Origin of the sequence: Ruminiclostridium herbifermentans, from assembly GCF_005473905.2 — a bacterium.
GTDB classification, from domain to species: domain Bacteria; phylum Bacillota; class Clostridia; order Acetivibrionales; family DSM-1351; genus Ruminiclostridium; species Ruminiclostridium herbifermentans.
Genome location: NZ_CP061336.1, coordinates 4,612,240 through 4,626,437, shown reverse-complemented (window position 1 = coordinate 4,626,437; position 14,198 = coordinate 4,612,240). Strand labels below are relative to the sequence as shown.

Sequence of the window (14,198 nt, the reverse complement as noted above, 5' to 3'; positions counted from 1 at the left end):
TAAAACTAAATGGAGGATTTTATTATGTCAGAAATATTTAAGGGAATCAGCAAAATTAAGTACGAAGGAAGTAAGTCAGATAATCCATTAGCATTTAAGTACTATGATGAAAATGCTGTTATTGGCGGAAAGACAATGAAAGAGCATTTAAGATTTGCTGTAGCATATTGGCATACATTTGCAGCACCAGGAGCTGATATGTTTGGAGCTGGTTCATATGAAAGACCTTGGAATTCAATTACTGATGCAATGGAAATGGCAAAATACAAGGTTGAAGCAAATTTTGAATTTGTTGAAAAATTAGGAGCACCATTCTTCTGCTTCCATGACAGAGATATAGCACCAGAAGGAGCAACTTTAGCAGAGACAAATAAAAACCTTGATATTATAACAGCTTTGATTAAAGACAGAATGAAATCAAGTGATGTAAAGCTTCTTTGGGGAACAACTAATGCTTTTGGTAACCCAAGATTTATGCATGGCGCATCAACTTCTCCAAATGCTGATGTATTTGCTTATGCTGCAGCTCAGGTTAAAAAGGCAATGGAAATAACTCATGAACTAGGTGGAGAAAACTATGTATTCTGGGGTGGTAGAGAAGGTTATGAAACTCTATTAAATACAGATATGAAGCTTGAGTTAGATAACCTTGCAAGATTCTTAAGAATGGCTGTAGATTATGCTAAAGAGATTGGATTTACAGGACAGTTCTTAATTGAACCTAAGCCAAAGGAACCAACAAAACACCAATATGATTTTGATACAGCAACAGTTATTGGTTTCTTAAAGACTTATGGTTTAGATCCATACTTCAAGATGAATATTGAAGCAAACCATGCAACATTAGCAGGACATACTTTCCAACATGAATTAGCAACTTGCAGAATTAACAATATGCTTGGAAGTATAGATGCGAACCAAGGTGATGTAATGTTAGGATGGGATACTGACCAATTCCCAACAAACGTTTATGATACAACTCTTGCAATGATTGAAGTATTAAAAGCAGGTGGCTTAAATAAGGGTGGTTTGAACTTTGACTCAAAGGTTAGGAGAGGTTCATTTGATCCAACAGACTTATTCTATGGTCATATTGCTGGTATGGATACTTTTGCAAAGGGACTTATCATAGCTAATAAAATAATTGAAGATGGAAAGATAGATAAGTTTGTTGCTGACAGATATTCAAGCTACACTACTGGAATAGGTAAGGATATAGTTGAAGGTAAGGTTGGCTTTAAGGAATTAGAGAAATATGCATTAAATATTACAGTGCAGAATAAGTCAGGACGTCAGGAAATGTTAGAGGCACTATTAAATCAATATATACTTGAAACAAAATAAGTTTTAGATAAGTTTTAAAATTGCTCTTTTTAGACAAAATAATATATTAAGTTATACAATATAAAGGCATACCACAATTTCAGAAGACTAAAAAGTCATTTGTTTTGACTTTCTTCTGAGATTACAGGTATGCTTTTTTGTTGGTTCTATGTCAATAGTTGGGCTAGAACTGTATACTGAAATTTTGTTTCTATGTAAATAGATAGGGAGAACAGAAAACTGAAAATTATTCATGAACAAAATTTTTGCTATTTTAAATTTAGAAACATCAGAAGATTCCAGAGGAGAAGTAGCACTTTGAACTAATATAATAAGTATTGGCTTGTTAAATATTTTCCGAATTTTAATATACTGGTGAGCATATTCTCTTTGTTTGCATAAAGGTGTCACATAATGTTTATCTCACATATTATAGATTAGAAAAGTAAAAAGGAGTGACTAATCATTATGGCAAATGAAATTATTGGAGGTTTTCCTCCTATTCCGCCTATACCACAACCTAATAAAACATTGCAGGTTCCGGTAATAATAGGCTGGGGTGAGAAGCAAAAATTAGTAGTTAAAGAGATAACTGTGGGTAAAGCATGTGGTGATAAACCAAGAACAGATATAGGTCTAGGTCCTGCTCCAGGTCCAGAACCATGTTTACCTGCTGCTATTTTCAGAATTGTAGACGTAGATAAGGAAGTAGTAATAACAAAAACAAAATTAGTTCCAAGGATTGAATCTGAAATTCCTACATGCAGTCCTGTTAAAGAGTATTGGAGCAAAATTATTGTTAATGGTTATGTGGATAAGAACATTATTTACAAGACAATCACATGCCATACTAAAGATGATGTTATGGGCGGATTAAATCAGATAACTACACGTGTTTATTTCTCAACATTTATCGAAGTCAAATCTAAAGAGCCAGTTAAAGAAACTGATAAAGCAGAAATAGTAAGTGCAATTGTTGAAGGAGAAGACGAGGAATTATTAGATCCTAATCCAGTAGATAAGCATGCACCAGAATGGGCTGTAACCTATAATAAACTTCTTGAAAAAATGTTGATAAGAATTACTGCAAAAGTTGTAAGAGTAGAGCATGTAACAGTAAAACCAGAAAGTACACCTTGTGAGGGTTAATTTAGCTTAAATAGCAGCATATTTTAATAACTCTAAAGGGTGAAGGAGAGAAGTCCTGCGAAATTCTATAGTAAAATGCTAAACACTAGAGTTAAGTTATTTTAACTTTATAAAGGATTCTTTATGCTAAAGAGCTACAATGTAGCTCTTTAGTCTTTATCTAAATTTTTTAATACTTCAAAATCCATATACATTAATTCTTCTACATTTGTACTTTCACTATCTTCAAATTGCCATACTTTAGATGAAATATTATATTCAAAATTTTTTTGGGAGCTAGCAGTAAATTCCTTTCGTACTGAGTCAGTATTATCTGTTTCTTGTATTTGTTCTGCGTTATTTGTCGTGCTTTTATCATTTATAGTGTTAGCATTATTTGAACCAGCTACGATATTCGTAGTATCATTGTCGGAATTTACAATATGTGACAGGTCTACTGTGCCTATATCATTTGAAGAATTTGCTGTTTTTACTGCACTAATATTATTCAAGGCGTTTTTAGAGGCTTTTGGAGTATTATTTTTTGCAGTATCAACAGTTTCAGTGGCATCAATATCACTTTCTGTGTCACATGCTATACTAGATACTCTTATTTCTCCAGAAACTTCAATATTCCAAAAGGAACGGATACGGCTCTTGCTAACATAGTTAAATTTGCAGGATGGCTGTAGTTTTAGTTCAGACTCTATTTTGCTATTTTCTAATGTATCAAACAGAACAATTTCACAAAAATTTTTTCTCAGAGTAAATGATTTATAATTGGCTTCTTTGGTTGCGTTAGGTTGCCTATAAAAAACTAATACACTGTATTCTCCAAATACAGCTACTTCTTTTTCGGAAATAACTTTTGATAATACACTCTCAGCTTTTGCATAGCAATTAATTATTATTGAATTATAAGGCTTCTGGGATTGAATAGTACTTGAGAATGCTACGCGGGTTTCATATGCTAGAGCCATGTGCTACATCTCCTAACAAATAATTATTTTTATAGCAATAATTTTATTGCTACTAATAATATGAGTTTTCATTCAGAAATATTACTATCCAAACAAGGTAATAAGTTTATAATATTAACGGTTAATGATTTAAATTTTCCCAGTTAAATTATATAGGTATCCATAATCATCAATGGAGAGTTAAGATGCAAATAATGAATACTGCCTGTTGTGGTTGTACAAAATGTGCTGTGCCTTGACATTGATGTGCTATATACGTAAAATTAGCATAGAAATTAAGTTCAGACTCAAGTAATATTAGTTGCATAAGGAGTCACATACTTATGAAAGACAAAAATAATACTGAAACAAATTGGAGGAAACTTGATAATACAGCCAATGTTTTTCCAGTAATATCAAATAAAACATATAGCAGTGTATTTAGAGTAGCGGTTCATCTTAAAGATGAAATCGATGGAGATATACTTCAGGAAGCATTAATCAAGACTCTGCCGTTATTTAGTTCTTTTAGTGTTAAATTAAAGCGTGGAGTTTTTTGGCATTACTTTGAAACAAACAGAAAAAAGCCTCAAGTCGAAAAGGAGCAGGCATATCCATGCGCTTTTATTGATCCATACAATAATAATCAATTTCTTTTTAAAGTTACTTACTTTAAAAAACGGATTAACCTTGAAGTTTTTCATGTTATAACAGATGGGACAGGAGCATTGAAATTCTTAAAGGCATTAACTTATAATTACATAAAGCTTGCATATAAGGAGGCTTTAGACGAGAGCGTTTTAAAAATTCCGGTGGTTGATGTTATGTCAGATGTTGAGGATAGCTACCATAAGTATTATAGAAAGCATTCCTATCCAAAATACAAAACGCAGAAAGCATATAAACTTAAAGGTGACATGCTTCCTGTTTTTACAATGGGCGTTATTCATGGAGTGGTCAAATTAGAGCCTTTATTAGCCATATGTAAGAAAAAGAATGTAAGTCTCACGCAATATATTGGAACGCTTATTATTTGGTGCATATATAAGGAATATTTAAATGAGCAGACCAGTAAGAAACCTATACAAGTGAATATTCCAGTGAATTTGCGACAATTCTTTAATTCCACAACAGAAATGAACTTTTTTTCGTATATTAATGTTGGAATTAAAAGTACAAAAAGTAACTATACTTTTGATGAAATGCTGGATATAGTTTCTAAGCAATTTAAGGAGCAATTGACGAAAGAGAATCTGTCACATACTATTTCAGGTAATGTATCCACAGAGAAAAATATTTTTGTGCGTTTTTCGCCTTTAGTTTTAAAACAACTAGGAGTAAAAATAGCATATGTTAGTTCAAATAAAGCAAACACAGTTGTTCTCTCTAATCTAGGGAAAATTGAAGTACATGATGAATTTAAAGAATATATAAGCAGATTTGAAGCGCTTATTGGTGTGTCCAAGGCTGAGCCAACTAAATGTGCTATTTGTTCATTTAATGGAAATATTGTTTTTACATTTACTTCAATTTTAAAGCAACCATATTTACAAAGGGCATTTTTTCGGCATCTTAGTGATGAGGGAATAGAGGTTAGTATAGAAAGTAATGGTGTTTATTATGAAAACATGTAAAAGATGCAGGGTATATGTTGTAGAGAATACTGATATTTGTCCGCTGTGCAAAACAGTATTAACTGATATGGATGGAGAAAAGCTAGATAAAACATATCCGGCTATAGAAGTTAACTCACATAAATACAATATAATAAAGAGATTGTTTCTGTTTGTATCTATACTATCTGCTGTTGGGTCAGCCATTACCAATTATTTAACATATAATGGTGTAATGTGGTCGGCTATTAATATTTCTGCCATAGTGTATTTTTGGATAATAATGAGTTACTCAATAAAGAGGAACAGAAACATTGCTTCGCATATTTTAGTGCAGATAATATGTATATCTATTCTTACTGTGATAATGGACAACTCCATTGGATATAGCGGATGGTCGGTAAATAATGTTATACCAGAGATCATGACATTAGCTAATGTGGCAGTATTAATTTTAGTGTTTATAAATCGTATGTATTGGCATACTTATGTGATAAACCAAATTGTAATTGCTGTTTGTGGACTAATACCTGGTGTGCTTTGGCTTTGTGGACTTATTACAGTTATAATCCCAACGGCAATAGCTACAGCAACGTCATTATTAGTACTAGTTATAATGATAATTTTTGGAGATAAAACAATAAAGAGCGAACTTAAGAGAAGATTTCATTTTTAACTGGTATTAAGCACCTATTGTTATGATGGTTACAGAGGATGGATGATAAAAACTCGAAAATAAGGTTAGTACAAACATGATGCGACTTCGAGTTGTAAAAACCACAAGTGTTTTTTGATGGTGTGTTTTAATGCATACATCCTTCTCTTCGCATATCATAAACGTGCAAGCAGGTTTTTGTGAATTTGAGCAATCAAGCAATAACTATACACTTTTTAATTACTTTTTATGTAGCTGGAGGTATCAGCGGAATGGAGGTATAGCTTGAAAAATGCGAAGTTTTTATTTGTGCAAACATCATTCTCTTCGCATATCAAAAACCTGCAAGCAGCTTTTTGCGGGCTTGATTAATGTACAAACATGATGCATTTTCGAGTTGAAAAAACCATAAGTGAGTTATGGCAGTTTGTTTTGGTGCAATCATCCTATTTTTGCATATAAATAAGCTGGGTGCAGGTTTTTGTGAATTTGAGCAATCAAGCAATAACCATACACTTTTTAAATTACTGTTTATGTAGCTGGAGGTATCAGCAGAATGGAGGTATAGCTTGAAAATAGTTGTTTTAGATGGATACACTTTGAATCCTGGTGATTTGTCATGGGATGGGATTAGGGGGCTTGGAGATTTAGTTGTCTATGATAGAACTCCTGCTGAAAAAACAATTGAGCGAATTGGCGATGCTGAAATAGTATTGACAAATAAGGTTATGCTAACAAGAGAAATATTGATGAAAGCACCTTCCATTAAATATATAGGTGTAATTGCAACTGGGTATAATGTTGTTGATATAGAAACAGCTAAAGAACTTGGAATAATTGTAACAAACGTCCCTGCCTATAGCACGGCATCTGTCGCACAGTTGGTTTTTGCACTTATTCTTGAGTTATGTCATCATGTGGGTGAGCATAATAGAGCAGTTCATAACGGTGCATGGACTAGTAGTATAGATTTCTCTTTTTGGAATTACCCATTAATAGAACTTGCAGGTAAAACACTTGGTATTATAGGCTTCGGGGCTATTGGACAGGCTACTGCCAATATTGCAGCTGCATTTGGTATGAATATATTATATTTCAATAGAACACGAAAGCCTGAATTTGAAACTGATAGGATACAGTTTGCTGAACTAGACACTTTACTAAGTGAATCAGATTTTGTAAGCTTGCACTGTCCATTGACTAATGAGACAAGGGCACTTATTAATAAAGAGAAAATTGCAAAAATGAAAGATGGTGCGTTTCTTATAAATACATCTAGAGGTGATGTGCTAGTGGAAGAAGATGTTGCAGAGGCGCTAAATAGTGGCAAACTGGCAGGAGTAGGCGTAGATGTAGTTTCTGTTGAACCAATAAAGCAAAATAATCCTTTGTTAAAAGCTAAGAATTGTATAATAACACCCCATTTTGCATGGGCAGCAAAGGAGTCAAGATCTCGACTAATGGATACGTTAATAAAAAATATACAAGCATTTTTGAATAATGATCCAATTAATGTTGTAAGTATTTGATATTTTTATAATCAATTTCACACGTATATATTCTACTTAACATTTTCATATAGTTGAGTTGTAATAAAGGTTATTAATGGTTTATTATCAGTTAACTAAGTTGTTTATATCAATTATTTAATTTTTAATATGATACAGTGTCCTACACTTACAATTTTCAATTGGAAGGTTGACTTATTAATTAAATTGATAAACTTAAGTTACAGCATATTATAATAAAATGGATTTAAAGGTATTGCTAGCAATTTAGTATAATATGAATAAAAAAGAAGGAAATTGAGAATATTTAATTATAAGCATAATAAATGGTTGAATTATAGATGTCATTATGATTGAAATTGCCTTATGAAAAGTATATACTAATTTAGCTGTTAAGAGTCAATGCAAAGTATTATTTTTAAGCGGTTATAAAAACTTGAATAAAAAATAAAAAAAGTGTTGACAATAAAATGGCAAGATGGTATTATAATTAAGCTACTTGCGACAAGCGAATAGCAAACACCTTGAAAAGCAGACGAATTGATGCTTTTGAGGATTGGACTTTGAAAAGTAAACAGTGACAAGTCTTTTAATAAAAGACCATGTAAAGGAACTCGAAAAATTCCAAAGTCTATATAATGGACTTTAAATTGAGTAACTTGCGAACTTTACAACCTAGTTCTTAAAGAACAAGGAACAATAAGTCAGCAATTTTAATGAGCAATTAAATTTTCAAATTTAAATATTAATTTGAGAGTTTGATCCTGGCTCAGGACGAACGCTGGCGGCGTGCCTAACACATGCAAGTCGAGCGGAGTTAATTGAAAGCTTGCTTTTGATTAACTTAGCGGCGGACGGGTGAGTAACGCGTGGGCAACCTGCCTTTCACAGGGGGATAACACAGGGAAACTTGTGCTAATACCGCATAACACATCGAGGTAGCATTACCATGATGTCAAAGGAGCAATCCGGTGAAAGATGGGCCCGCGTCCAATTAGCTAGTTGGTGATGTAACGGACCACCAAGGCGACGATTGGTAGCCGAACTGAGAGGTTGATCGGCCACATTGGGACTGAGACACGGCCCAGACTCCTACGGGAGGCAGCAGTGGGGAATATTGCACAATGGGGGAAACCCTGATGCAGCAACGCCGCGTGAAGGATGAAGGTTTTCGGATTGTAAACTTCTTTAGTCAGGGACGAAAAAATGACGGTACCTGAAGAATAAGCCACGGCTAACTACGTGCCAGCAGCCGCGGTAATACGTAGGTGGCGAGCGTTGTCCGGAATTACTGGGTGTAAAGGGCGTGTAGGCGGGAATGTAAGTCAGATGTGAAATCCCAGGGCTTAACTCTGGAGCTGCATCTGAAACTATATTTCTTGAGTGCCGGAGAGGAAAGCGGAATTCCTAGTGTAGCGGTGAAATGCGTAGATATTAGGAGGAACACCAGTGGCGAAGGCGGCTTTCTGGACGGTAACTGACGCTGAGGCGCGAAAGCGTGGGGAGCAAACAGGATTAGATACCCTGGTAGTCCACGCTGTAAACGATGGATACTAGGTGTAGGAGGTATCGACCCCTTCTGTGCCGGAGTTAACACAATAAGTATCCCACCTGGGGAGTACGGCCGCAAGGTTGAAACTCAAAGGAATTGACGGGGGCCCGCACAAGCAGTGGAGTATGTGGTTTAATTCGAAGCAACGCGAAGAACCTTACCAAGGCTTGACATACAGTGGAATACGGCAGAGATGTCGTAGCCCTTCGGGGCTGCTGTACAGGTGGTGCATGGTTGTCGTCAGCTCGTGTCGTGAGATGTTGGGTTAAGTCCCGCAACGAGCGCAACCCCTGTTGTTAGTTGATAACATTTAGATGATCACTCTAACGAGACTGCCGGTGATAAATCGGAGGAAGGTGGGGACGACGTCAAATCATCATGCCCCTTATGTCTTGGGCTACACACGTACTACAATGGCTATTACAATGAGAAGCAAAGCTGTAAAGTGGAGCAAATCTATAAAAATAGTCTCAGTTCAGATTGTGGGCTGCAACCCGCCCACATGAAGTCGGAATTGCTAGTAATGGCAGGTCAGCATACTGCCGTGAATACGTTCCCGGGCCTTGTACACACCGCCCGTCACACCATGAGAGTCTGCAACACCCGAAGTCGATAGTCTAACCGCAAGGAGGACGTCGCCGAAGGTGGGGCCGATGATTGGGGTGAAGTCGTAACAAGGTAGCCGTATCGGAAGGTGCGGCTGGATCACCTCCTTTCTAAGGAGACAGGGATGATGCAGCGTAAGTTGTGATTATCCAGAATCTTTAGGTCGAAGATAGTGTCAGAATTAGCTTGAGCAGAGCTCGCGAAGTCTGGTAAAACATTATCTTAGAGTACTTTGCATGAGGATTTACGAAGTAAATCCTTTAGTCACTGTTTAGTTTTCAAAGCCCAAGATATTTTAATACATAGAAATCAAGTTAAAGAACAAATGTTCGTAATTGGTTTTTAGTTAAAAGTGTTAGGGTTTTGAAATATGGATATTGCAGTTAGAGACGAACGATTGCTCTAAAAGGCAAAAGTTATATCTAACATTTACCGTGGGGGTATAGCTCAGCTGGGAGAGCACCTGCCTTGCAAGCAGGGGGTCATGAGTTCGATTCTCATTATCTCCACCATATCGGAATAAAAGATTCCGGTAAAAAACCAGTTGACATATTAATGAAAGCTGGTATAATAAAAGTCCGTGTTGAGAATTGAAAGATTTAATACATGGATTAACTATGGAAAGCATAGTAAACGAACCGAGGTTCGTATTGTACATTGAGAACTAAATAATGTATCGATAAATGCGTTTTTTATGAAATTTAAATTTCTTTATGGAATTAAAGTTTCATAGAAACAAGTTTTAATGAAGATGAGAAAACGTAGATATAATTTACATTGTGAATAATATTTACGCGACAAATAATAAGGGTAATATGTACAATTTTTGCAAAAGAAAGGTACACGTGACTCTTAGGAAAGAACTCATTGATAGGTTAAGACAATCACAATCAATTGTGAGAAGCAATTGATATACTTGAGAATCCAAATTATCGAAGATAATTCGAAAAGAGGTCAAGCTACTAAGAGCGTAGGGTGAATGCCTAGGCACCAGAAGGCGATGAAGGACGTGACAAGCTGCGAAAAGCTACGGAGAGGCGCAAATAGCCATTGACCCGTAGATATCCGAATGGGGGAACCCGGCCAAACTAAACATTTGGTCATCGTTACATGAATAAATAGTGTAACGAGGGCAGACGTTGGGAACTGAAACATCTAAGTACCAACAGGAAAAGAAATCAAAAGAGATTCCGTAAGTAGTGGCGAGCGAAAGCGGATTAGCCCAAACCAAGAAATAGCAATATTTCTTGGGGTTGAGGACTAGCATAATGATTCTCAGAGCATAGCAGAATGAGCAGCTGGAAAGCTGAGACCATAGAGGGTAAAAGTCCCGTATGCGAAATGTGAAGAGACAGGCTAGTATCCAGAGTACCACGAGGCACGTGAAACCTCGTGGGAAGCAGGGTGGACCACCATCCAAGGCTAAATACTAACTGGTGACCGATAGTGGAGCAGTACCGTGAGGGAAAGGTGAAAAGAACCCCGGGAGGGGAGTGAAAGAGAACCTGAAACCCTATGTTTACAAGCAGTTGAAGAGCGTTAAAGCTCGACAGCGTACTTTTTGTAGAACGGTCCGGCGAGTTATTGTATGTAGCGAGGTTAAGTACGTAAAGTACGGAGCCGAAGGGAAACCGAGTCTTAATAGGGCGACAAAGTTACATGCTATAGACCCGAAACCGGGTGACCTACCCATGGACAGGTTGAAGCGGGAGTAAAATCTCGTGGAGGACCGAACCACATGACCGTTGAAAAGGTCTGGGATGAGCTGTGGGTGGCGGAGAAATTCCAATCGAACTCGGAGATAGCTGGTTCTCCCCGAAATAGCTTTAGGGCTAGCCTCAAGTTAGAGTCATACGGAGGTAGAGCACTGAATGGGCTAGGGGCCTTACCAGGTTACCGAACCCTATCAAACTCCGAATGCCGTAATGATGTTACTTGGGAGTCAGACTACGAGAGATAAGTCCCGTGGTCAAAAGGGAAACAGCCCAGACCATCAGCTAAGGTCCCCAAATTACAGTTAAGTGGAAAAGGATGTGGGTTTGCTAAGACAACTAGGATGTTGGCTTAGAAGCAGCCACTCATTCAAAGAGTGCGTAATAGCTCACTAGTCGAGTGAGCCTGCGCCGAAAATGTCCGGGGCTAAACTGTATACCGAAGCTATGGATCAGCGTGTGTTCAATAGTATCACCTAGCAAAAGACTGCTAGAACATTTCACAAAATGCATCATATGAAATATGATTAAGGAGTATTTTGTCAAATGTTCCATACAGCTAAACTGTATACCAGAAGTAATTAGAAGGTATATAAAAAGAGTTAGGAGATAGTATTGAACACACGAGGGTGGTAGGGGAGCTTACTGTTGTAGGTTGAAGCACGACCGGAAGGACGTGTGGACGAAGCAGTAGTGAGAATGCCGGAATAAGTAGCGAGAGTAAAGTGAGAATCTTTACCGTCGAAAGCCTAAGGTTTCCTGGGGAAGGTTCGTCCGCCCAGGGTAAGTCTGGACCTAAGCTGAGGCCGAAAGGCGTAAGTGATGGACAACAGGTTGAAATTCCTGTACTACCGTTATTCGTTATGAGAGAGGTGGGGACGCAGGAGGATAAGTCAAGCATACAGCTGGAAAAGTATGCGCAAGCGAGGTAGATAGTCTAGTAGGCAAATCCGCTAGATGTTTCGAAGGCGTGATGCGGAGGGAAAATAAGTACCGAAGTGACCGATTCCACACTGACGAGAAAATCCACTATCCAGAATAAAGGTACCAGTACCGCAAACCGACACAGGTAGGTGAGGAGAGAATCCTAAGACGAGCGGGAGAAGCGTTGTTAAGGAACTCGGCAAATTGACCCCGTAAGTTAGCGATAAGGGGTGCCACTAGAGATAGTGGTCGCAGAGAATAGGCCCAAGCAACTGTTTATCAAAAACACAGGTCTCTGCTAAATCGAAAGATGAAGTATAGGGGCTGACGCCTGCCCGGTGCTGGAAGGTTACGGGAATTGCTTAGCGCAAGCGAAGGCATGAACTTAAGCCCCAGTAAACGGCGGCCGTAACTATAACGGTCCTAAGGTAGCGAAATTCCTTGTCAGGTAAGTTCTGACCCGCACGAATGGCGTAATGACTTGGGCACTGTCTCAACAACGTACCCGGCGAAATTGTAGTACTTGTGAAGATGCAAGTTACCCGCGGCTAGACGGAAAGACCCCATGGAGCTTCACTGTAGCTTGATATTGGGTTTCGGTATTTTTTGTACAGGATAGGTGGGAGACTGAGAAGTAGTGGCGCCAGCCATTATGGAGTCGACGTTGGGATACCACTCTAAAAGTACTGGAACTCTAACCAGGTACCATAAACTGGTACTGGGACACTGTCAGGTGGGCAGTTTGACTGGGGCGGTCGCCTCCTAAAGAGTAACGGAGGCGTTCAAAGGTTACCTCAGCGCGGTTGGAAATCGCGCATCGAGTGCAAAGGCATAAGGTAGCCTGACTGCGAGAGCTACAACTCGAGCAGATACGAAAGTAGGACTTAGTGATCCGGTGGTATGAAAGTGGAATTGCCATCGCTCAACGGATAAAAGCTACCCTGGGGATAACAGGCTTATCTCCCCCAAGAGTCCACATCGACGGGGAGGTTTGGCACCTCGATGTCGGCTCATCGCATCCTGGAGCTGTAGCAGGTTCCAAGGGTTTGGCTGTTCGCCAATTAAAGCGGTACGCGAGCTGGGTTCAGAACGTCGTGAGACAGTTCGGTCCCTATCTGCCGCGGGCGCAGGATATTTGAGAGGATCTGTCCTTAGTACGAGAGGACCGGGATGGACGAACCTCTAGTGCACCAGTTGTCATACCAATGGCACAGCTGGGTAGCCAAGTTCGGAAGGGATAAACGCTGAAGGCATCTAAGCGTGAAACCCACCTCAAGATGAGATATCCCACTAGCAATAGGTAAGACCCCATGTAGACTACATGGTTGATAGGTCAAGAGTGTAAGTACAGTAATGTATTTAGCTGATTGATACTAATAGGTCGAGGGTTTGACCCAAAGAAGAGGAACAAAAGTTTCCAACAGGTATTCAAGAGTAGGTCGTTTTAATCTAGAAATGAGGAAAGTACATCTTCAATCGATAACATTATTTAGTTCTGAATGTACAAAATATGCTTGACAGAATATATGAAATGTACTAACATACAAAAGCAGTAAATGTACATTTAATGAAAAGCAGTAAAAAATTAAGTCAAAAACTCTTCGAGAGGTAAAGCTTTTAGAAGAGATAAAGTTTCTGGTGGATATGACGAGATGGACACACCCGTTCCCATACCGAACACGGAAGTTAAGCATCTCAGTGCTGATAATACTTGGCTGGCGACGGCCTGGGAAAGTAAGTCTCTGCCAGAATTATATCAGAGTTTCGAGCGCATAGCTTGAAACTCTGTTTTTATATATATATAATTTCTTTGAAGTCTAAATCCTAATTTCAGAATATATACTTGAAATCCACATAAATAACGTATTTAGTTTTGTATATTATATGCCACATACCAAAATATAAAATCTTTTTTAAACAATACTATATCTATATGATACTTCTAATAGGAATTTAGCCAAGATTGTTGCTATAATTATAACATATGTTCAAATATGACTATACAAATGGTGTATGTTATAAAAATTATATGAGGTGTGTCGAACCTAGCCGAAGATAATTTAGATAATGTATTAAAAAAATAAAGGATTAATTTGTATATGTATTAATACCGGGAGATCAGGATTTTGAAATGTTCTACTATTACTATTTTTAAGGATAACAATATATTACTTATAAACTGAATGAATAATATTATAATTCACCATCAAAATTCTAT

6 protein-coding genes, 1 tRNA gene and 3 rRNA genes are annotated in these 14,198 nt (G+C 37.7%); 9 read left to right on the top strand and 1 reads right to left on the bottom strand.

Going from position 1 to position 14,198, the window contains the following annotated elements:
* Positions 1 to 24 precede the first annotated feature (24 nt).
* Entirely contained in the window at positions 25 to 1,344 is a 1,320-nt protein-coding gene (gene xylA, locus EHE19_RS18760; RefSeq protein WP_137698806.1) for a xylose isomerase, read from the top strand.
* A 447-nt stretch (positions 1,345 to 1,791) separates the two neighbouring features.
* Positions 1,792 to 2,472 (top strand): SPOCS domain-containing protein, encoded by a 681-nt coding sequence (locus tag EHE19_RS18755; RefSeq protein ID WP_137698807.1) that lies wholly within the window; start codon positions 1,792 to 1,794, stop codon positions 2,470 to 2,472.
* 149 nt (positions 2,473 to 2,621) lie between these two features.
* Here EHE19_RS18755 and EHE19_RS18750 read toward each other — a convergent pair whose 3' ends face one another.
* Positions 2,622 to 3,431, bottom strand: coding sequence for a hypothetical protein (locus tag EHE19_RS18750; RefSeq protein ID WP_137698808.1), 810 nt, complete (start codon positions 3,429 to 3,431; stop codon positions 2,622 to 2,624).
* 323 nt (positions 3,432 to 3,754) lie between these two features.
* Here EHE19_RS18750 and EHE19_RS18745 point away from each other — a divergent pair, with 323 nt between their 5' ends.
* From EHE19_RS18745 to rrf, 7 genes are all read left to right on the top strand, one after another.
* Entirely contained in the window at positions 3,755 to 5,044 is a 1,290-nt protein-coding gene (locus tag EHE19_RS18745; RefSeq protein WP_137698809.1) for a hypothetical protein, read from the top strand.
* On the top strand, positions 5,031 to 5,699 hold the full coding sequence (locus EHE19_RS18740; protein ID WP_137698810.1) for a DUF6320 domain-containing protein: 669 nt from the start codon (positions 5,031 to 5,033) through the stop codon (positions 5,697 to 5,699). The genes EHE19_RS18745 and EHE19_RS18740 overlap by 14 nt, the downstream gene beginning before the upstream one ends.
* Before the next feature lie 548 nt (positions 5,700 to 6,247).
* The gene (locus EHE19_RS18735) at positions 6,248 to 7,207 is read left to right on the top strand and encodes a D-2-hydroxyacid dehydrogenase (protein ID WP_137698811.1); all 960 of its coding nucleotides are present in this window, start codon (positions 6,248 to 6,250) and stop codon (positions 7,205 to 7,207) included.
* A 725-nt stretch (positions 7,208 to 7,932) separates the two neighbouring features.
* A 16S ribosomal RNA gene (locus EHE19_RS18730) occupies positions 7,933 to 9,454 on the top strand.
* A 326-nt stretch (positions 9,455 to 9,780) separates the two neighbouring features.
* A tRNA-Ala gene (locus EHE19_RS18725) sits at positions 9,781 to 9,856 on the top strand.
* 440 nt (positions 9,857 to 10,296) lie between these two features.
* A 23S ribosomal RNA gene (locus EHE19_RS18720) occupies positions 10,297 to 13,377 on the top strand.
* Between the two features lie 237 nt (positions 13,378 to 13,614).
* A 5S ribosomal RNA gene (rrf, locus tag EHE19_RS18715) occupies positions 13,615 to 13,731 on the top strand.
* The 16S, 23S and 5S rRNA genes sit together here with 1 tRNA gene alongside, the layout of an rRNA operon.
* The last annotated feature ends 467 nt before the right edge of the window (positions 13,732 to 14,198 follow it).